The organism is Streptococcus pseudopneumoniae (genome assembly GCF_001076775.1).
GTDB classification, from domain to species: Bacteria; Bacillota; Bacilli; order Lactobacillales; family Streptococcaceae; genus Streptococcus; species Streptococcus pseudopneumoniae_G.
Genome location: NZ_JVGV01000034.1, coordinates 69,121 through 91,421 on the forward strand (window position 1 = coordinate 69,121; position 22,301 = coordinate 91,421).

The 22,301-nt window shown below is 39.2% G+C and carries 16 protein-coding genes; 13 read left to right on the top strand and 3 right to left on the bottom strand.

From position 1 onward, the window contains the following. Window positions 1-29 precede the first annotated feature (29 nt). Window positions 30-995 (bottom strand): LacI family DNA-binding transcriptional regulator, encoded by a 966-nt coding sequence (locus ADJ60_RS10045; protein ID WP_049500229.1) that lies wholly within the window; start codon window positions 993-995, stop codon window positions 30-32. Beyond that, entirely contained in the window at window positions 976-2,430 is a 1,455-nt protein-coding gene (locus ADJ60_RS10050; protein WP_049500227.1) for a sucrose-6-phosphate hydrolase, read from the bottom strand. The genes ADJ60_RS10045 and ADJ60_RS10050 overlap by 20 nt, the downstream gene beginning before the upstream one ends. A gap of 364 nt (window positions 2,431-2,794) precedes the next feature. Between ADJ60_RS10050 and ADJ60_RS10055 the strand changes: the two genes are divergently transcribed. Continuing rightward, window positions 2,795-4,699 carry a sucrose-specific PTS transporter subunit IIBC gene (locus ADJ60_RS10055; RefSeq protein WP_049500225.1) on the top strand — a complete coding sequence of 635 codons (1,905 nt, stop codon included), beginning with the start codon at window positions 2,795-2,797 and terminating at the stop codon, window positions 4,697-4,699. 149 nt (window positions 4,700-4,848) lie between these two features. Next, the gene (gene scrK / locus ADJ60_RS10060) at window positions 4,849-5,736 is read left to right on the top strand and encodes a fructokinase ScrK (RefSeq protein WP_049544810.1); all 888 of its coding nucleotides are present in this window, start codon (window positions 4,849-4,851) and stop codon (window positions 5,734-5,736) included. Between the two features lie 319 nt (window positions 5,737-6,055). Here the strand turns inward: scrK and ADJ60_RS10065 are convergent, their stop codons facing one another. Then, window positions 6,056-6,673, bottom strand: coding sequence for a TVP38/TMEM64 family protein (locus ADJ60_RS10065; protein WP_049544811.1), 618 nt, complete (start codon window positions 6,671-6,673; stop codon window positions 6,056-6,058). 147 nt (window positions 6,674-6,820) lie between these two features. On the opposite strand from ADJ60_RS10065, the gene ADJ60_RS10070 reads away from it, so the two are divergent. From ADJ60_RS10070 to metF, 11 genes are all read left to right on the top strand, one after another. Further along, a complete protein-coding gene (locus ADJ60_RS10070) occupies window positions 6,821-9,811 on the top strand; it encodes a type I restriction endonuclease subunit R (protein WP_049544812.1) in 2,991 nt (996 codons plus the stop codon). Between the two features lie 21 nt (window positions 9,812-9,832). Continuing rightward, the gene (locus ADJ60_RS10075) at window positions 9,833-10,732 is read left to right on the top strand and encodes a HamA C-terminal domain-containing protein (RefSeq protein ID WP_049511035.1); all 900 of its coding nucleotides are present in this window, start codon (window positions 9,833-9,835) and stop codon (window positions 10,730-10,732) included. Then, on the top strand, window positions 10,732-13,290 hold the full coding sequence (locus ADJ60_RS10080) for a DEAD/DEAH box helicase (RefSeq protein ID WP_049511036.1): 2,559 nt from the start codon (window positions 10,732-10,734) through the stop codon (window positions 13,288-13,290). The genes ADJ60_RS10075 and ADJ60_RS10080 overlap by 1 nt, the downstream gene beginning before the upstream one ends. 4 nt (window positions 13,291-13,294) lie before the next feature. Next, on the top strand, window positions 13,295-14,452 hold the full coding sequence (locus ADJ60_RS10085; protein WP_049511037.1) for a restriction endonuclease subunit S: 1,158 nt from the start codon (window positions 13,295-13,297) through the stop codon (window positions 14,450-14,452). Between the two features lie 53 nt (window positions 14,453-14,505). Next, window positions 14,506-16,107 carry a type I restriction-modification system subunit M gene (locus ADJ60_RS10090; RefSeq protein ID WP_049544813.1) on the top strand — a complete coding sequence of 534 codons (1,602 nt, stop codon included), beginning with the start codon at window positions 14,506-14,508 and terminating at the stop codon, window positions 16,105-16,107. Window positions 16,108-16,308: 201 nt separating this feature from the next. After that, window positions 16,309-17,079 carry a Fic family protein gene (locus ADJ60_RS10095; RefSeq protein ID WP_049511039.1) on the top strand — a complete coding sequence of 257 codons (771 nt, stop codon included), beginning with the start codon at window positions 16,309-16,311 and terminating at the stop codon, window positions 17,077-17,079. A gap of 314 nt (window positions 17,080-17,393) precedes the next feature. Further along, window positions 17,394-17,798 carry a YbgA family protein gene (locus ADJ60_RS10100; protein WP_049511040.1) on the top strand — a complete coding sequence of 135 codons (405 nt, stop codon included), beginning with the start codon at window positions 17,394-17,396 and terminating at the stop codon, window positions 17,796-17,798. Then, entirely contained in the window at window positions 17,782-18,147 is a 366-nt protein-coding gene (locus ADJ60_RS10105; protein WP_049511041.1) for a TIGR02328 family protein, read from the top strand. The genes ADJ60_RS10100 and ADJ60_RS10105 overlap by 17 nt, the downstream gene beginning before the upstream one ends. 186 nt (window positions 18,148-18,333) lie before the next feature. Beyond that, entirely contained in the window at window positions 18,334-18,627 is a 294-nt protein-coding gene (locus ADJ60_RS10110; protein WP_049544814.1) for a helix-turn-helix domain-containing protein, read from the top strand. A 368-nt stretch (window positions 18,628-18,995) separates the two neighbouring features. Then, window positions 18,996-21,245, top strand: a complete 2,250-nt coding sequence (gene metE / locus ADJ60_RS10115) for a 5-methyltetrahydropteroyltriglutamate--homocysteine S-methyltransferase (RefSeq protein WP_049544815.1) — start codon at window positions 18,996-18,998, stop codon at window positions 21,243-21,245. Between the two features lie 102 nt (window positions 21,246-21,347). After that, window positions 21,348-22,214, top strand: a complete 867-nt coding sequence (gene metF / locus ADJ60_RS10120) for a methylenetetrahydrofolate reductase [NAD(P)H] (RefSeq protein WP_049544816.1) — start codon at window positions 21,348-21,350, stop codon at window positions 22,212-22,214. The last annotated feature ends 87 nt before the right edge of the window (window positions 22,215-22,301 follow it).

A 22,301-nucleotide genomic window follows, 5' to 3' on the forward strand; every position in this document is an offset into this window, starting at 1 on the left:
CTCAGACTGATTCAGTCCGAGTTTTTTGTTTAAATACTTTTACCTGGTAAGAGACTAACTGGCAAGAAATAACCAGTGGTAGCAACCTCTTTACCTTCAATTTTTTGTAAGAGCAAATCAACTGTTAGGCGAGCAATCTCTTCCAAGGGTTGTTTAATGGTAGTGAGGTGAGGGTAGAAATTCTCAATGAAATAAGTCCCGTCATAGCCGATCACTTTGAGTTGTTCAGGCACAGAGATTCCAAGCTCCTGGGCAATCTTAATAACCAAAATAGCAGTCAAATCATCAGAGGCGAAAATCGCATCTGGTTTTTGTTTGGTCAGGATATTTTTTATTTCCATTTCCTTACGAAGGGGTGAAAAATCACTGGAAACATTGATAATAGGAGCCTTTGGCAAGATTGAAGCAAAACCAGCATGACGAAGTCCAGTTGGGGAATTAGAGTTGTCATTTCCTGTAATCATGATAATAGATTTGGCTCCAGTTTTAGCCAAGGTCTGAGCGGCTAGGACACCACCAGCATAGTTGTCAGAAGAAACGACAGGGATATCTGGAGACAGGTTACGGTCAAAAGAGATGATTGGAGCCGTTACGCGATTGTAGTCTTCAATTCCCAAGTTATGACTACCAGAGATGATTCCATCCACTTGGTTGGCTTCTAGCATTTCAAGATACTCACGTTCTTTTTCCGAATCGTGCTCACTATTGCAGATGATGGTCTTGTAGCCTTTTTTGAAGAGTTCGTGTTCCAATTTGTCAATCAATTCAGCATAGAAAACATGGCTAATTTTTGGGAAAATCAAACCGATTAACTTGGCTGATTTCCCTTGGAGGCTACGAGCAAGGTTGTTAGGTTTATAGCCCAACTCTCGCATGGCCTCATTGACCTTTTGGATGGTTTTTTCAGATAGATAGCCTTTTTTATTGATGACACGTGAAACAGTAGTAGGGCTGACACCAGCCAATTTTGCGACATCAGTCAGTTTTGCGACCATATTCTAATTCGTAGTAAGTTCCAGTTGGGTTTCCAGATTTAATGAGAATTCCATTTTGGTTCTCATGTGGGAAGACACGACCAGAAAATACTTTTTCTCCTTTATTGATGAAAATTTCAAAGACTGAGTTGTCGATGAAGATATTGACAGTAGTTGCTTGATTAGTAACTGAGCAAGAGCGAGTAGTTCCAAATTCTTGAGCATATTGCTCACCTGCTTGACTACGATCAACGGTTACTTGGCCATTGACAAGGTCGAAATTGATAGATAGCCCCTTTCCGTCTTTATCAGCAAGAAGGATGATTTCACTTTGGCTATTAGCCTCTAAGTTCAGCTCAAGTTCGTAGCTATTCTTAGTTTCAGAACGATTTGAAAATTCCTCTTTTGAAGCTCGAAGGTACTTGATGGCTTCTACAGGGTACTGATAGAGTTTGCCATCTTTAATGGTAAGTTCTTTTACCAATGAAAAAGTTCCTTGATGGTCAAAACGGTCAGATGGATAAGACACATCTGGCAAACCAAGCCAACTAACAGCGAGAGCACGTCCATCCGGAGCGTTAAAAGCTTGAGTAGCATAGGCTTCGAAACCATAGTCTAGATTGTGTAGTTCAGACACATCTACCAAACGAGCATTTTCAGGGTCGAAGGAAGCACCAATTTTATACATATTTGGATAAATATTGTCATATTCAAGAACTTTTTTATCCAAACCTTGTGGGCAGTAGAGAAGGACAGGTTGTTCTCCGACAAAGACAAGATTTGGGCACTCCATCATATAGGCAGTGCGGTCATTGTTGAAGTCCAAATCACCAACTTCTTGCCAGTTTGTATAATCATTATCGACTGCTTTGTAGAGACGGACGAATCCTTTTTTCTCCAAGTCTTGTCCACCAACGATTGCGTAGTATTGTCCTTTAAAGTTAAAAATCTGTGGATCGCGGAAGTGGTCGGTAGCATCAGCTGGTTGATCAATCAAGACCTTATCAATCTTTTCAATCTTGCCGTCCTTATCCATTAAGGCACCAATCTGATAAGGGTGACGCACCCAATTTTCATCACGGACATTTCCTGTATAGAATAGGAACAATTGATCACCAAACTGCATAGCAGATCCAGAGTAAGCGCCGTGGCTATCAAGTGGAGTATCAGGTAAGATTTTTACACCTGTTTCAGTAAAGTGAACCAAGTCGTCGCTTTCAAGCTGAACCCAAGACTTCAATCCATGAGCTGCACCAAAGGGGAAGTTTTGGTAAAAGACAACCCACTTGCCATCAAAGTAAGAAAAACCGTTCGGGTCGTTAAGGAGTCCTTCCTTTGGTTCAATGTGATAGCTGACATGCCATGGGGATTGTGCCATCTTTTCTTGGATTTCTTTTCTTTCTTCTTGTGTCCAATCTTCATAACGTCTGTAACGACGTTCGGTAGTCCATTCCATTTATATTCCCTCCATAAATTCTACTATCTTTATAGTAAACGTTTCCTTTTAAAAAAGCAAGTCTTTTATCATAAAATTAAGAAAAAAATATCAAACGATTGACAGAAACGGATTGAAGGATTTTATGAAAATAAATGAAAAAATGAAAGAATTTGCAAAAAAATCTTTAAAAACCTCACAATAATAGGTGAAATATTGCTTGTTTTATTTCAAAGACATCAAAAACAATCAAAAAATTCAAAATGCTAAAACTTTTTCTGCAAAACGCTTGACATATTTTAAAAACATGATAGAATTATATGCGTAGGGCGGATAAAATCGCTTTCAAACATTTTACAAATTTTTTATAAGGAGATTTTTGCAAATGACCAATACAGAAATTGCAAAAAAAGTCATCGAAGCCTTGGGCGGACGCGAGAACGTTAACAGTGTAGCCCACTGTGCGACTCGTCTTCGCGTTATGGTTAAAGATGAAGCAAAGATCAATAAAGATGCTATCGAGAGCTTGGAAAAAGTTCAAGGTGCTTTCTTTAACTCAGGTCAATACCAAATCATCTTTGGTACGGGTACAGTAAACAAGATGTACGATGAAGTCGTAGCTCTTGGTTTGCCAACAGCATCTAAGGATGAGATGAAAGAAGAAGCAGGTAAACAAGGAAATTGGTTCCAACGTGCCATCCGTACTTTCGGTGACGTCTTTGTACCTCTTTTGCCAGCAATTGTTGCTACTGGTCTCTTTATGGGGATTCGTGGGGCTATCGTTCAGGATCAAGTCTTAGCTTTGTTTGGAACTACTGCAGAAGCTTTTAAAGCAACAAACTTCTATACTTATTCAGTTGTTTTGACAGATACAGCTTTTGCCTTCTTCCCAGCCTTAATCTGTTGGTCAGCCTTTCGAGTCTTCGGTGGAAATCCATTGCTTGGTTTGGTTCTAGGATTGATGATGGTAAACTCATCCTTACCAAATGCCTGGGCTGTGGCCTCTGGTGATGCTCAACCAATCCTCTTCTTTGGTTTTATCAAAGTTGTCGGCTATCAAAACTCAGTTTTACCAGCCTTCTTCGTTGGTTTGACTGGTGCTAAACTAGAAAAGTGGCTCCGTAAGCGTATTCCAGATGTATTAGATTTACTCCTTGTACCATTCTTGACTTTCTTAGTAATGTCTATTTTGGCCTTGTTTGTCATTGGACCTGTATTCCACGAAGTTGAAAGCTATGTCAAAGTCGCTACTGTTTGGTTGCTCAGTCTTCCAGTGGGTCTAGGTGGATTAATCCTTGGTGGTGTTCATCAGGTCATCGTTGTTACAGGTGTTCACCATATCTTCAATCTCTTGGAGGCTAACCTTGTTACTTCTACAGGTTCAGATCCTCTTAATGCTATTATTACAGCAGCTATGACTGCTCAACTTGGAGCAACTCTTGCTGTTGGTGTAAAAACAAAGAATCCCAAAATTAAAGCACTTGCTTTCCCAGCAGCTCTTTCTGCAGGATTAGGTATTACTGAGCCAGCAATTTTTGGTATTAACCTTCGTTACGGTAAACCGTTTATCATGGGTCTTATTGCAGGTGCTGCAGGTGGTTGGTTAGCAAATATTCTTGGTTTAGCAGGAACTAGCTTTGGTATCACAATCATTCCTGGTACTCTTCTATACATTAATGGTCAACTCCTCAAGTATGTCTTTATGGTCTTAGTTACAACTGCCCTTGGTTTCGGTTTGACATATGCTTTTGGTTACAAAGAAGAAACAGAAGTTGTTGAAGAAACAGTTTCTGAAGAAACTACAGTGGTAAATGAAGAAGTACCAGCAACTCTTCAAGACGAAACAATCCAAACTCCAATCATTGGTGATGTTGTTGCTCTTTCAAATGTGAATGACCCAGTCTTCTCAAGTGGAGCTATGGGCCAAGGTATCGCTGTGAAACCAAGTCAAGGTGTGGTATATGCACCAGCTGATGCGGAAGTTTCAATCGCCTTTCCAACAGGACACGCTTTTGGTTTGAAAACAACTGATGGTGCTGAAGTCTTGATCCACGTTGGTATTGACACTGTATCTATGAATGGTGAAGGTTTTGAAGCAAAAGTTGCTCAAGGTGATAAGGTTAAAGCTGGCGATGTTCTTGGAACCTTTGACTCAAACAAAATTGCTGCAGCTGGTCTTGATGATACAACAATGGTTATCGTTACAAATACAGCTGACTACGCTTCAGTAGCTCCAGTCGCAACAGGTTCAGTTGCGAAGGGGGATGCTGTGATCGAAGTGAAAATCTAATCAATCCTCTCTAATGTGAAAACGAACAAATGACATGTTTGTTCGTTTTTGCTTGAATGGTAAGATTTACAGAGGAAAATCTAAAAAATAGAGAAATTTAGACTTTCGAAATATGCTATAATAAAGAAAATAAAAACAAGAGGTTTATCATGACAAAATTATATGGAAGCTTGGAAGCGGGCGGTACAAAGTTTGTCTGTGCTGTCGGTGATGAAAACTTTAACGTTGTAGAAAAAACACAATTTCCAACAACAACTCCAATCGAAACAATCGATAAAACCATCGAGTTCTTCTCAAAATTCGACAACCTTGCTGGTCTTGCAGTTGGTTCATTTGGGCCGATTGATATTGATAAAAACTCAAAAAATTATGGCTTTATCACAACGACTCCAAAACCAAACTGGGCAAATGTGGACTTGCTTGGTGCCCTTCGTCGCGCCCTCAACGTGCCAATGTACTTCACAACAGACGTAAACAGCTCTGCTTATGGTGAAGTGGTTGCCCGTAACAATGCTGGTGCTCGTATTGAAAACTTGGTTTACTACACAATCGGTACAGGTATCGGTGCAGGTGTTATCCAACGTGGAGAGTTTATCGGTGGTGTGGGTCACCCTGAGATGGGTCATTATTATGTTGCTAGACACCCAATGGATATTGAAAAAGAGTTTAAGGGTGTTTGTCCTTTCCATAAGGGATGTCTGGAAGGCTATGCAGCTGGTCCAAGTTTGGAAGCTCGTACAGGTGTACGTGGGGAAAATATTGAACTCAACAATCCTGTTTGGGATGTCCAAGCCTACTATATCGCTCAAGCTGCAGTCAATGCGACAGTGACTTTCCGCCCAGACGTGATTGTCTTTGGTGGAGGGGTCATGGCTCAACAACACATGCTGGACCGTGTCCGTGAGAAATTTACATCTCTTCTCAATGGCTACCTACCAGTACCTGATGTGCGTGACTACATCGTGACTCCAGCAGTCGCAGGAAATGGTTCTGCCACTCTTGGGAACTTTGTTCTTGCAAAAGAAGTTTCAAAATAAAGCACAAAATCCGCTTGGGAAACCAAACGGATTTTGTGGTTGAAAACAATATTTTTGAGCCTTTCCTTAAGTGATTACGGACGGTAGCGACTTTCTTCGAAATTCCATACCTAAACTTTGAGCCTAATGTCTCAAAGTTTCCGAACACCTGAAATCATTAGACTTCAGGTGTTTCTATCACGGCGGAAAGGCTAGGTAAGTCCTCGCCTCACTATCGAAAAATAGTTATGATTTTCATACCAAAGTATATTTAGTATCAAGCTATAGTCAATCTACGTTCTAAAAATCCGCTTGGGAAACCAAACGGATTTTTTATGTGTCAAAGCATTTGCCAGAAGAAGTCGATAATATAGGTCAGACCGTAGGTATAAACCACGAGAGTAAAGGGCTTGGTCAGAATGATGATGGTCATATAGCGCTTGAAACTCATCTTGGTCAGGGCGGCCAGCATACAGAGAAAGTCAGCTGGACTAATGGGCCAAATCATCATAATAATAAAGAAACGGTCAAAACGATTACCCTTATCCAACCAGCCGATATACTTGTCATAGGTACGCTTGCTGACGACAGACTGGACAAAGGCAGCCCCATAGAGGCGCACCAGATAAAAGATAATGGCACAGCCAATCACGATGCCGATATAGTTGTAGATAGTCCCGATGATGTGTCCGTAGATAAAGACCCCAGCCACCGAGGTCAAGGCCCCAGGAATGATAGGAACGACAGTCTGTAAAATCTGTAAAAAGATAAAGAGAGGTGGCCCCCAGATCCCTGCCTGCTGGATAAAGGCAGAGAGGGTTTCCTTAGACTGTAAAATTCCAGCCTGATAAGCCCAAATACAGAAAATCAAACTCCCAACCCCACCGATAATCGATGAGATGTTGATAACTTGCTGTAAAAGGGGAGAAACAGCTTTCATTTGTTTATCCTGTGACATGTAAACTCCTCATAGATAGTATAACTCTACTATACCATATTTTGGAGGAGAAAGGGGGAATGAGTGTTTTTGCTATAGGAAGAGTGATGGATTTTGAGGCTAAACATGCTATAATAAAGGGAGCAGACATGTAGCAAAGGAGAGAGTATGATACAGGTAAAACCAGAATTGGAGATAGAAAAACAACTGATCAGCCAACTGGTAACTGGGGAAAGTCAATGGACATACAGAGAAGATCTCAAAACAGAAGAGCAATTATGGGAAAATTTTTTTGAAAAGCTAGCCCAGAACAATGTGGCTCTATTGGCAGATCATCCCCTGACAGAACAGGAAAAACGCCAGATAAAGAATCAACTGAACTTTATTAGCTACTATGATGCGGCCAAGTGGTTGGTCGGCGAAAATGGCATTGCCAAGGTTGAGGTTCAGAGAGAAGATGCTAGTTTGGGGACTATCCGTTTATCTGTCATTTGGCGAGATAATATCGCGGCTGGTAAGTCTAGTTATGAGGTTGTCAACCAAGTCGAGAGAGATAAGATAAATCCTCAGAATCAAGACCGCAGGCTAGATGTGACCCTCTTGATCAATGGCCTTCCCATGATTCAGATCGAGCTTAAAAGTCCCCGGGTTGCTTTTCTAGATGCCTTTCATCAAATTAAGAAGTATGATAGAGAAGGAAAGTTCCGTGGCATCTACTCTAGCTTACAGATGTTTGTTGTGACCAATAAAGTAGACACACGCTATATCGCTGCGGCTAGGGAAAATAAACTCAACAAGCAATTTCTAACTAAGTGGGTGGATAAAGACAACCAACCCATAACAAGCTTGACGAGTTTTGCTCACGAGGTTCTTTCTATCCCTCGTGCCCACCAGATGGTTATGCAGTATTCTGTCCTTGATGATAGTAAGAAGGCTCTCATCCTCTTGCGCCCCTATCAGATCCATGCAATCGAAGCAGTGCAAGAAGCCTCTCGCCAGCAAGCATCAGGCTATGTTTGGCATACGACAGGTTCAGGTAAGACCCTGACTTCTTATAAGGTAGCTCGGAATCTCCTCCAGATTCCTTCCATCCAAAAGACGATTTTTGTCGTTGACCGCAGAGACTTGGACCAACAGACTACCTCGTCCTTTCTCTCCTATGCGACCAATGATGTCATTGATATTGATGAGACGGATAATACCCATGATTTGGTCAAGCGACTAGGAAGTAATGATAAGCGTGTGGTGGTAACGACCATCCAGAAAATCATCACCATGATGCGTAAGTTTGATCAAGGTCTTTACCAAAGAGATGCGGACAAAATCAAGGGTATCCGAGTGGCCTTTGTCGTGGATGAATGCCACCGTGCCGTAACACCTCAAACACAAAAAGACATGAAGGCCTTTTTCCCACAGTCTCTCTGGTATGGTTTTACAGGCACACCTATTTTTAAGGAAAATAAACGCCAGCAAGTGGGCGATCTAGCCCAAACCACCCAGCAACAGTACGGAGACCGTCTCCATGAGTATACAGTCAAGGAAGCTATCCATGATGGAGCAGTTTTAGGCTTTAAGGTGGATTATCGCAATACCCTCATCACGGATAAATCCGAAAATGACATACCAGATACCGTGTATGAGAATGAGGAGCATATGTTGGAAGTCTTGGATGCCATTATCAATAAATCCCGTCAACAGCTAGGCTTCCAAAAGGGAGTTGGTAAGACCTATAATGCTATCCTGACCGTCAAATCCATCCCTCAAGCCCAAGCCTACTATGACCTCTTCAAACGAGTCAAGGCTGGGGAGACGAGGGTTAAGGTATCGGAAAGGGTTAAGCAGGTTCTTCCAGACTTTCCAAAGGCGACCATCACCTACTCGGTCACAGAAAATGAAGAAGACTCAAGAGCCAACCAAGACCACATGAAGCAGGTTTTAGAGGACTACAATCAAGAATTTGATACCTACTTTACCATGTCGGATCTTCGTGGCTTTAATACGGATGTCAATAACCGCCTAGCTCGAAAGCAGGACAAATACCTCTATCGCAAGGAGCAGTTGGACTTAGTCATCGTGGTCAATCGTCTCCTAACGGGGTTTGATGCCCCTTGTCTGTCAACTCTCTTTATCGACCGCAAGCCCATGCAACCGCAGGACTTGATTCAGGCTTTTAGCCGAACCAACCGTATTTTTGACAGCAGTAAGACCTACGGTCATATCATCACCTTCCAAAAGCCTCTAGCCTTTAAGGAAGCAGTAGATAATGCCCTCAAGCTCTACTCAAATGGTGGTGAAAACGAGGTTCTAGCTCCAAGCTGGGAAGAGGAAAAGAGGAACTTTTTACGGAGTTGCAGTGATTTCCAAAATCTCATCACCGATGATTCTGAGGATGAACTCCAAATCGAGCAAATCTCTACACCTGAGTTGAGGAAACTAGCTAAAACCTATCAAGCCTTTGATAAATACTTAGCCTCTATCCGAGTGTACAAAGAGTATGATGAGGAAGAACTTTACAGTCAGACGGGACTTGATGGAGAGAAGTTGGAAAGGTATCTGGGCCTTTATCGAAATGTCCTTGCAGAATTAAAAAGCCGAGTAGAGGATGATGACGATGGAGAGCCACTTGATATCCACTATGAACTGGAATCTATCCAAGTGGACGAAATCAACTATGCCTATATCTTGACCTTGATCCAAAGCCTGATTGAGCAAGGTCAGAGTCAAGAAAAGAACCTAAGCGCTCAAGATAAGGAAGCCGTGGATAACTATATTCAGAGTCTTGAGAAGACCAATCCAAATCTTGCCCAGATCATCACTGAACTGTGGAGAGAGGTACAAGAGCATCCAGAAAGCTATCGTGGTCAGTCTATCGCAAATATCTTGGATCAGATGATAGAGGCTGTCATCCAGCAACATATCCAAGTCTTTAGCAAACGTTGGTATGTCGGAGAGGATGAACTCCGTTACTATGTCGAGCACTACCGCAAGGGAGCCAAGAAACAACTAGGAGAAAGCCAGTTGACCAAGAGCCAGCGCTATCAGGACTATAAGCTAGAGGTGGCAGATGCCCTCAATCCTCTCCTCTATAAAAAACAAATCAAGGAAGCCTATACCCAGCTAGTAGAGGAAGTCATTGAGCCATTGAGGGTTGGGAGATAGAATGTAATACGGAAAAATAATATGAAAATTAATAGTAATTCAATAAGAATTAAAGATGTTACAACTCATCTTGGAACATTTGATATTTCATCAAATAATAAACTAGAAGTTTTTTCTTTTATTATAAATGCAAATGATTTTGACTATAAAAACGCAACAGAACAATTATTAGAATCAGTTGCAGAGTTTGCTTTATCCAGAAAAATAAATAAAGAATATAAAGATAAGCCATTAGCTCTATCTAAAAAGGCTAGAGAAAAATTTAGGGATTATACAGAAAATAAAGGAGAGCTTGGAGAATTTTTTTTATATTGCTTTTTGGAAGGGCATCTTGGAGCGCCTAAAATTTTATCAAAGCTAGAACTTAAAACAGCTAAAAATATGTATGTAAATGGAGCTGACGGTTTACATTATTTAAAATTAGTTGATGGAAATTATCATTTAATTTTTGGAGAATCAAAGGTTGAGAAAAAATTAACCGATGGATTAAGACATGCTTTTGAGTCCATAAGTGATTTCAAAAAAGGTAAAAATAAAAAAGATAATGATAAAAGTGGAATAATGTTTGAGAGAGGGTTATTAAATTCAAATCTTGATAGAGAAATTGAAGATGAAAATGAGAAACTATTTTTAAAAAGTATTATTTATCCATCAACTAAGTCAGGTTTTTATGTAGATGATGCTTTTGGAATTTTTGTTGGATTTGAGTTTAACTATACTGATTTGCAAAAATTATCTAATAATGATTTTCGAGAAGTTATCAAAGACAAAATTATAGAAGTGACAAAAAAACAAATTAAAAATATTAACAAATATGTAGAAAATTATAAATTATTTGGACATACTTTTTACATTTATGTTTTACCTTTTGCTAATATTGAAGATGATAGGGAAATGATTTTAAAGGAGTTGTTAAGTTAATGAACTTTATAGAAGAGTTAACAGAAGAGGCACTTTGTGATGAATATTTAATTTATTTAATTACTAAAATTGAAAAGAGTTACGGTGAGTTTTTATTTAATAGTATTTGTAGTAGCAGTATAGATGAAAAAGAATTTTATGATTTAATGCGATTCACTGATATTCTATCTAGAAGTAATAATTCAAAGGCAAAAAATTTAGTTTTGAAGATTATAGCGCTTTGTAATGAACTGCCTAATATAAAAGAAAATCCTGATTTTAAAACTTTTGCTTCAAGTGCTTTGATAAAAATGGGAAATTTTCCATCTCTAAATATAGTAAATCCAGAAGGTGAAATGAATGATGAAATTATTGTTGATAAAGTAATAAAGGAAGTTTTTCAAGAGTCACCTAAAGAAGGATATATCTTTACAGATGCTCAATATAAGTTGTTTGAGAACTTAAAAGATAGTAATCATTACAGCTTTTCTGGTTCGACATCTTTTGGAAAATCTTTTGTAATTGAGTCGTTTATTAAATATATTATAGATACTAAAAACTCCAGTGAAAATATGGCTATCGTAGTTCCGACCAGAGCATTAATACATCAAGTGACCTTGAAACTAAAAAACGAACTAGGAAATGATAGCTATGAAATTATTTCTTATCCGCAAATACCATTACTGTACAAGAAAAAAGATAAGCGTTATATCTTTGTATTTACTCCAGAGAGGTTAATTTCATATTTTGCTGAAGTTTCTAATCCTTCCGTAGGATATTTATTTGTTGATGAAGCGCAAAAGTTGTTAAATGATGATACACGTGCACCACTACTATATCATTCTATTGCTCAAGCTAAAAGAAAAAGTGTTAACATCTATTTTGCTTCTCCTAATATTCTAAATGTAGAAGATTTTTTAAAACTTTTTGGTAGCAGTCAGGAAGAAAGTATGGCAATTGGTGAAAAATCAGTGACACAGAATAAATTTTTCATTGATTCATTTAATAAAAAATCTATAATGCTTTTAGAAGATCAAACAGAGTATGCCTTAGAAGGATTAAATTACTTTAAAACTGAAGATGCGAATATAAGAGAAATCCTTATAAAACTGGGAGGGAGTCATCAAAATATAGTATATTGTAACACTGTGAACTATACTTTAAAATTTTCAGTGAATTTTGCACAGAGTTTGCCAGATTTAAATAATGGGAAATTAGAAAAACTGATAAAAATAGTCTCTACAAGCATCCATAAAGAGTATTACTTGATAGATTGTTTACGCAAGGGGGTTGCTTATCATTTTGGAAATTTGCCACAGACAATTCGAGAAGGAATTGAGGAATTGTTCAAAGAAGGGGTTATAAAATATTTATTTTGTACATCAACACTTTTAGAGGGAGTGAATTTACCAGCCAAAAATATCTTTATTTTTTCCGAAAAAATAGGGCAACGAAAAATGGATGATATTGATTTCTGGAATTTGTCTGGTAGGGCTGGTAGATTGACTATAGATCTAAGTGGGAATATCTTCTGCTGTCATGTAGTTGATAAAAAAGGATATTGGAAAGATAGTGACTTTGCAATTTTAAAGAAAAGAACAATTGAACGAAAGACTCCTATATTATTAAAAAACAGCAATCGAAATTTCTATAAAAATATAAATAATGTATTGAATAATGCGCCGCTGACCAATAAGAATTTAACAGATTCTGAAAAGAAAATTTTGGAAATGTATTCGAATATACTTTTATATCAAGATATTGTTGAGAGTTCTTCAATTTTAAAAGATAAATTCTTAGAGAAAATAGGCGATAATGGTAGAAAAACGTTAAAGAAAAAACGTTCAGAATTAGAAGTTCCTGAAAAAATTATAGAACAGAGTATTAATATTAACCTAGACTCGCAAAATAAAATTTTGACTAGCTCAGCTACTGCTTTTCCAAATAGTTTTGACTATGATGCATGTTTTGAAATATTGAAAATACTATGTCAAAAATATGATTGGCTTTATTTAGAGAGCGGTGGGAATCGTCCATTGTTAAAAAAAGAAAGTCAACTTAAATATTTAGCTGCATTGATGTCAAATTGGATTAGCGGTATATCGCTCAATCAAATTATTAATTATATGACAAATTACTACCATAACAAAGGGAATCCCAGAGAGATAGAGATAGAAAAAAATCTCTACATTACTTTTGATAAATTTAATAGAGAACATATAAATGCGTTGATTAATCAAATTATTGGTGACATAAATACTAAAATTCAATTTAAAATAAAAAATTATATAACGAATTATACTCTATTACTTATTGAGAAAGGCATAGAGATTGATAGTGAGTGGTCTAATTATTTAGAGTATGGGACTACTGATCGTCAAGTGGTAGAATTGCAAAATTTAGGTTTTTCTAGAGCAACCTCCTTACTTCTTAAAGAAGAATTTATTGATCAATTTGTTTATAATGAGATAGGAGAAATTGTAGAAATAAAAGAGGAAGAATTGAAAAACGCCTTGGATTCAGAAAGATTTTCTGAGGAACTTCATGAAATCAGTAAAATATTGAGATGGGAGAAATGAAAAAATGAGTGTTCCTAGAATCAGAGTAGATGGTTTTAACAAGAATTTTGAAAAAAAAATATTTGGTGAAATTGTAAGGTCAGAAAGTACAAGAATGTATATTAAAAGTGTTGTAAGTGATTTAGGGAAGTATGAAGTCATACAACAAGGAGATATACCAATTTTAGGTTATTCTGACGACCGACCATTTGAAAAATACAAAAGTGTTATTCTTTTTGGAGATCATACTTTATCATTATATCGACCTAAGGCCCCTTTTCTTCTAGCTACTGATGGAATAAAAATTTTGCAATCAACTATCTTGAAAAGAGATTATTTGTATTACCTAACTCAAAATTATATTCCAAAAAGTCAAGGCTATAAGAGGCATTTTTCGGTCCTTAAACAAGTTTTTGTTAATTATTCGCGAGACTCTTCCGAACAATCCGCAATCGGCTCCCTCTTCCGCACCCTCGATGACCTTCTGGCTAGCTACAAGGATAATCTCACCAACTACCAATCTCTTAAAACGACCATGCTCTCCATGATGTTTCCCAAGAATGGACAGACCGTTCCGGAGATTCGTTTGGATGGATTTGAAGGTGAATGGAAGTTTATTAAATTGGGGGAAGCTATTTTAGAGGCATACCAAGGAATTAATACTGCTTCTGATAAAGTAGAGTATTCTATATCGGGGATTCCGATTTTACAGGCAAAACATATCACGAACGGACAAATCAATTATAGAGATACCCGCTATTTAGATATGGATATATACGAACACTACATCTCAAAATATATGCCTAAAAAAGGAGAAATTTTATTTGCAAATATTGGTACCATTGGACCATCTGTACTTGTAGATTCTGACGAAATGTTTTTAATTGCTTGGAATATTTTAAAAATGAGTATCAAAGATAATTATTCATCTTTGTTTATAAAAATAACTTTATCTTTACTAGATTCTAAATATATTTTTGAAAGAATAACAACTGGAAATGCTACTAAATTTATTAATAAAGATGAGATAATGGATATTAGAATTAGTGTTCCTTCCATAGAAGAACAACAAGCCATCGGTGCTTACTTCTCAAACCTCGATAAACTCATCAACTCTCATCAAGAAAAAATTTCTCAGCTTGAGACTTTGAAAAAGAAACTCTTGCAGGATATGTTTATATAGATGATTAGTGATAAATTTTAACAATTATATTTAAAACTTTAGAAAGAAACATTATGGAAACAACACAAACGTCCCAGTCGCTCTACCAAGCCCTGTGGAACTCAGCGGATGTTCTCCGCTCTAAGATGGATGCCAATGACTACAAGTCCTATCTCTTGGGCATGGTCTTTTATAAGTACTTGTCAGATAAGATGCTCTTTTTTGTGGCGGAGACTATGGAGGAGGGGAGTGAGAGTCTAGAGGCTGCCCTTGAGGTTTATCGTAACTACTATGAGGATGCGGACACCCACGAGGATCTTCTTGCAGTCATGAAGGACGAACTCAACTATAGTATCAAGCCTGAGTTGACTTTTACGGCTCTTGTAGCACGTGTCAATGAGGGGACTTTTCAGCTGGAAGATTTGGCTCAGGGGTTTCGAGATATTGAGCAGAGTGATGAACTCTATGAAAACCTCTTTGAAGATATTGATCTCTATTCCAAAAAACTAGGGGCGACTCTGCAAAAGCAAAACCAAACGGTGGCGGCGGTCATGAAAGAGTTGGCAGTGCTAGATGTTGCTGGTCATGCTGGTGATATGCTGGGGGATGCTTATGAGTATCTGATTGGTCAGTTTGCGACTGACTCGGGTAAGAAGGCTGGTGAGTTCTATACACCTCAGCCTGTTGCCAAACTCATGACTCAGATTGCCTTTTTGGGTCGTGAGGATCAGCTAGGCTTTACCATCTATGATGCGACTATGGGGTCTGGCTCTCTCTTGCTCAATGCCAAGAAATACTCTCATAAACCGCAGACGGTGGTCTACTTTGGTCAGGAGCTCAATACCTCAACCTATAATTTGGCTCGGATGAACATGATTCTACACGGTGTTCCTGTTGAAAATCAATTTCTCCACAATGCCGATACACTAGATGAAGACTGGCCGACTCAAGAACCGACTAACTTTGATGGTGTTCTCATGAACCCGCCCTACTCTGCCAAGTGGTCAGCAAGCTCTGGCTTTATGGCGGATCCTCGTTTCTCTCCATTTGGGAAACTGGCACCCCAGTCCAAGGCTGACTTTGCCTTTCTTTTGCATGGTTACTACCATCTCAAGCAGGATAATGGGGTTATGGCTATCGTCCTTCCTCACGGGGTTCTTTTCCGTGGCAATGCGGAAGGAACCATTCGTAAGGCCTTGTTAGAAGAAGGAGCCATTGACACGGTTATCGGTCTACCTGCTAATATCTTCTTTAATACCAGCATTCCGACCACGGTCATCATTCTCAAAAAGAACCGTACCAATCGTGATGTCTACTTTATCGATGCTTCTAAGGAGTTTGATAAGGGGAAAAACCAGAATATCATGACGGATGCGCATATCGAGAAGATTCTGGAAGCCTACAAGTCACGTGAGGAGATTGACAAGTTTGCCCATCTGGCAAGTTATGAAGAAATCGTTGAAAATGACTACAACCTCAATATCCCTCGCTATGTAGATACCTTTGAGGAAGAAGAAGTCGAGCCTCTGACAGATATCGTTGGAAAGATTAACACAACCAATCAAGCAATCCAAAACCAAACCGCTTCCCTACTCGAAATGCTCGGTCAACTACACGGAACCACACCAGAAGCCGATGCTGAGCTTAAAGAGTTTTTGAAAGAGTTTAAAGGGTGATGAGAGTAATTGATTCGCTCATATTTAAGATAAAACTTTATCTAGGCTGATATAGTTGTATTTTCTAACATTAGCGAGGAGGGGCTTTCTTCAAGCTCGATAGAACGGAGAACTGTGAACTTGTATAACGAGCTTAAAGATTTAATATGGTAGAATAGAGTGTATAGATTTTACTTGAAGCTTTGTTTAGAAAGGAAAACCATGACACCGACCTATGAAATTGATAATCCCAGCCTCTCTTATCAGACCAAATTAGACCTATGGGAAACGGGATTTGGTTTACAAAAGGTAGATGATTTAGAGCCGTCGTCGTATATGAGAGAGCTAGCAGAGCAAAATTCTCAAGGAAAGTTGACTTATCAAGAAGTTTATGATCAAGTAACGGCTTATCACCAAGAGACGGATGATAGCACAAGAGAAGCAGACCTTGTTGCTATGAGAATTGTGGAACTCTTGTCCTCTAATGCCTTTAAATTTGCTCCAACAACATTGAAAGTGATTCATAGAGAGCTTTTCTTTGGTCTCCTGCCACAAGGCATTCCCTTGGGAGAATACCGCTCTTATAACATTACAAAAAGTGAGGCTGTTTTAAACGGAGACAGTGTCATATATGATGATTTTCGCACGGTAGCAGATAGTTTGACCTATGATTTTCAGCAGGAAAGTCAATTTGACTATCGAGGAAAATCTGATATTGAAGTAGTGCAACATATTAAGACTTTTATTTCAGGTATTTGGCAAATTCATCCTTTTGGAGAAGGAAATACTCGAACCATAACAGTATTTTTGATTAAGTATCTTAGAACTATGGGATTTCAGGTAGACAACAAACCCTTCCAAGAAAATGCAAAGTATTTTCGAGATGCTCTTGTTCTTGATAATGCAAAGTTATTCCAGAAAAAAACAGAATATCTGGAACGATTTTTTGAAAATCTCTTATTAGCTGGGCAACATGATTTAGAAATAGACTAAAGAGATGAATGGTTTATTGTACATTTTGAGTTAGAAATTATTCCACCTTTTGAAGATGGGAATGGTCGTATGGGGTGAGTTGGTTAGAGTCTTATCTTGAAGAGCATTATCAGATAACAAATGCAGTGGTACAAGAATTGACAGGATTGAGTGCAGCAACCATTTGTCGTTATCTCCAACTATCTGTAAACCAAGGTTTATTAGAAAAATCAGGAAGTACAAAAAACACTATTTATTCGCTCATATTCCGCTCATTTTTAAGATACAACTTTGTTTCCATATTTCCGGGGAACTAGTAGAAAGTAAGGAGAAATATGGAAACTAACAACCAACGTGCACTTTGCCAGCAACTCTGGGCTCAAAACAAATACCTCGTTTTGAGTCATTCTAGCAATATTTACAATGAGATTCGTCAGTATCTCAAGAATGAAGAGGTGGAGGTGAGTCAGGTTCAGGAGATGATTGACCGTGCCTGCCAGATTCCAGAACACAGGGGTCAGGTTTGCAATGCCTTTCAGCATATTTGGGGATATTTCAAGAAGAAAGCAACGGAGACTGAACGCAAGGATTTTATGTTTTTACTGGAGCGTTATCACTCTGGTCATGCCACCAAAGAAGAGTTAATTGCTAAGACGAGAGATTTGCTTGAATGTTACCCAAATGCTTATCTGCAACATTCTACCTTGTTGAAAGGAGACTCCCATGAGACTTTGGCATGAGGCTTTGATTTCACAGCTTCCTCGTCCCCAACTCTTGGGGCAACATCGAGAATGTTGCGCCCTGCGTGGCAATGGCTGGGGCAGAAAGCATGCAACGGTGGACTATGTCTTTACCCACTCGCCCTATCGACTCTATGCCTATCATGACTTGATCATGGAGGAGATGGCTAGCCGTGGCTACAATGTCAGTCCAGAGTGGTTGGATAAAAACTATCGTGGTAAGACCTGCCCTTCTTATGAAGATTTACCTGAGGAGACTTTGACGAGCCCTATTTACAAGGAGCACGATGCTACCTACTATGAGGAGTGTCTGGCAAATCTCCGAGAGAAGGGGATTGAGCTGGAGTAAACGTAAGGATTGCCTTCAATTTATAACTCTTCTCGTAATTTTTTCGAATAATAAAGATGAGACCTTTAGAGTTTTTCTAAGGTCTTCTTTTTATGAGTGTCCAGATGTACTTTTAATAACTTTTGAGTTATAATATTAAAAAAGCCAAGCGTGAACTAAAGGACTTAAAAGAAAGAGGGCTAAGTGATGAAGAATAGTGCTATTGGGAGTAACTGGAAGGATGTCCGGTCTCAACTCTTCACCAAGGAGGAAATCCTTGAAAGTGATATGCGGGTGGCAATCATGAGTGAATTGATTGAGGCTAGACGTGAGCAAGGAATCAGTCAGAAAAAGCTAGAAGAACTCAGTGGAGTGAGTCAGCCTGTCATAGCTAGGATGGAAACAGGCAAGACTAGCCCTCAGTTGGATACAGTCTTAAAAGTCTTAGCCAGTTTAGGAAAGACACTAGTAGTCGTCCCACTCGAACAGGAAAAGAGTTGATTAGAGTAGACTCATACTCAATGAAAATCAAAGAGCAAACTAGGAAACTAGCCGCAGGCTGTACTTGAGTACGGCAAGGCGACGTTGACGCGGTTTGAAGAGATTTTCGAAGAGTATTATAGTCTTTTCTAATAGCAAGCCATAGTCACTTATAAGAATTACTAATAACACCTTTGACCAGTATAACTGAAATATAGTTAAAACAAACAAGCTACATAAAGGATTTGAGGCATTTGTCTCAGGTCTTTTTCTTTTGTCTAAAACGAAGATATAGTTTCAAACTATATCAAAGCCTAATTTTTTACAATTATACAGACGCATTCTTTTCTGTTAAGATAGTTTCAACAACAAATTTTGGAGGACACATCATGTCAACTACAATCATCGGTTTCCCTCGTTTGGGCGAATTCCGCGAATTAAAATTTACAACTGAAAAATACTTTAGAAAAGAAATCTCAGAAGAAGAACTCTTGGCAGCAGCAAAAGACTTGCGTGCTAAACACTGGAACATTGTCAAAGAAAAAGGCATCACTGAAATTCCATCAAATGACTTTTCTCACTATGATAACTTCCTAGATGCAGCTTTCCTTTTCAACGTGGTACCTGCTTCAGTTCAAAACTTGGACTTGTCTGACCTTGAGCGCTACTTCGCTTTGGGTCGTGGTTACCAAGGAGAAAAAGGGGATGTTCGCGCCCTTCCAATGAAGAAATGGTTCAACACCAACTACCACTACATCGTTCCTAAATTTGAAAAAGACACTCAAGTCAAACTTGCAGGTCACAAAATCTTTGATGAGTTTCAAGAAGCCAAAGAACTTGGATTGAACACTCGTCCTGTTCTTGTAGGTCCATTCACTTTCCTTCAATTGTCAGACTTTGAAGAAGGCGTGAAAGCAGAAGACTTCGTAGACAGCTTTGTTGCTGCTTACCAAGAAGTTTTTGCTAAATTGGCTGAACTTGGTGCAACTCGCATCCAATTGGATGAAGCGGCTCTTGTCAAAGATTTGACAGCTGAAGAAAAAGCCCTCTTTTTGAACCTTTACAACAAACTTTTGGCTGACAAAAAAGGTCTTGAAGTCTTGCTTCAAACTTACTTCGGAGACGTTCGTGACGTTTACGCTGACCTTGTAAAATTGCCAGTAGATGCTATCGGTCTTGATTTCGTTGAAGGTAAGAAAACTCTTGAACTTGTTAAAGGTGGTTTCCCAGCTGATAAGACTCTTTATGCAGGTATTGTCAATGGTAAAAACATCTGGCGTAACAACTACGAAAAGAGCTTGGCTGTTCTTGAGCAAATCCCAGCTGAAAACATTGTCTTGACAAGCTCATGCTCACTTCTTCATGTGCCATTTACAACTGCTAATGAAGAATTTGAACCAGCAATCTTGAACCACTTTGCCTTTGCAGTTGAAAAATTGGATGAGATTCGTGATTTGGATGCTATCCGCAATGGTCAAGGTGAAGAAGCACTTGCAGCTAACAAAGAACTCTTTGCGACTGAGCGTGTTGGTGTTAATGCTGAACTTCGTGCGCGTATCGCTGGCTTGACGGACGCAGACTACACTCGTTTGCCAGCCTTTGCAGAACGTGAAGCTATCCAAGAAGAAGCATTCAAACTTCCAGCTCTTCCAACAACAACTATCGGTTCATTCCCTCAAACAAAAGAAGTTCGTGCGAAGCGTTTGGCTTACCGTAAAGGTGAATTGTCTCAAGAAGAGTATGACGCTTTCCTTGCTGAAACGATCGATGAATGGATCAAATGGCAAGAAGATATTGACTTTGATGTCCTTGTTCACGGTGAATTTGAGCGTAACGACATGGTTGAGTACTTCGGTCAAAACTTGTCAGGTTACCTCTTCTCTAAAAATGGTTGGGTACAATCATACGGTATGCGTGGAGTTAAACCACCAATCATCTGGGGTGATGTAACTCGTCTTAACCCTATTACTGTTAAATGGTCTAGCTATGCACAAAGCCGTACAAACAAACCTGTTAAAGGTATGTTGACTGGACCAGTAACTATTCTCAACTGGTCATTCCCACGTGAAGACATCTCTATCAAGGATTCTACTCTTCAAATCGCCCTTGCTATCAAGGATGAAGTACTTGACCTTGAAGCTGCTGGTGTGAAAATCATTCAAATCGACGAGGCTGCTCTTCGTGAAAAATTGCCACTCCGTCGTAGTGACTGGTACGAAGACTACCTTGACTGGGCAATTCCTGCCTTCCGCTTGGTGCACTCAACAGTAGCGCCAGACACACAAATCCACACTCACATGTGTTACTCAGAATTTACAGATATCATCCCAGCTATCGACAACATGGATGCGGACGTTATCTCATTTGAGGCAAGCCGTTCAAACCTTGAAATCTTGGACGAACTCAAAGCGAAAAACTTCCAAACAGAAGTGGGACCTGGGGTTTACGATATCCACTCACCTCGTGTGCCAAATGAAGGCGAAATCGACCACACAATCGAAGCCATCCTTGCTAAAGTGCCAAGCAAGAAAGTTTGGATCAACCCTGACTGTGGTTTGAAAACACGTGGTATTCCAGAAACAAAAGAAAGCTTGATCCGCCTTGTTGAAGCAGCTAAAGCTGCGCGTGAGAAATTGTAGGATAGGATTTCTCTTGAAGCGCTGTTTGGTCAATCTGCCTGTTTCACTTGGATTCTAGGAATCCAGCTAACGAAAAAAATCAACTAGAAAAGGATAAGGACTATGTCACGCCAAACACCGTCACTCTCATTTGAAGTGTTTCCTCCAAACCCAGCAGTAGGCAACGATAAGATTATTGCTGCTCTTCAAAATATGCAGGAGTTGGCACCTCACTTTATCAGTGTAACTGCCAGCAATAATAAATTTAATATCAAGGAAACGACGGTTCGTTTGGCTGACTTTATCCAAAATGACTTGACGATTCCGACTATTGCCCACTTGCCAGCCATCTATTTGACTAAGGACAAGGTGGCTGAAACCATTGCTGACTTGGACAAGGTTGGGGTACAGAAAATCTTGGCTTTGCGTGGGGATATTATCCCTGATGTGGAGCCGCAAAAGGATTTCCGCTATGCAACTGACTTGATTGAGTTCATCAAGGAACAAGCCCCTCACTTTGATATTGTTGGTGCTTGTTATCCAGAAGGCCATCCAGATTCACCAAATCAGATTTCAGATATTCAAAATCTTAAGAAGAAAGTGGATGCAGGTTGTTCGAGCCTTGTAACCCAGCTTTTCTTTGACAATGAGCGCTTCTATGATTTCCAAGACAAATGTACTTTGGCTGGGATTGATATTCCCATTCATGCAGGGATTATGCCAATTCTGAATCGAAATCAGGTTCTCCGTCTCTTGAAGACTTGTGAGAATATCCATCTTCCACGCAAATTTAAAGCCATCTTAGACAAGTATGAGCATGACCCTGAGTCGCTCAGAGCAGCAGGACTTGCCTATGCCGTGGACCAAATCGTGGACTTGGTAACTCAGGATGTTGCCGGTGTGCATCTCTACACCATGAACAATGCTGAAACAGCAAAATACATTCATCAAGCAACCCATGCCTTGTTTAATCATCAGTCTCTAGGATAATAAAAAGCAAACCATTCTTCTCAGCTGAGGGGAATGGTTCCTTTTTAATGGTAAAGACCGCACTTTTTAAGAAAAATATGATAAAAT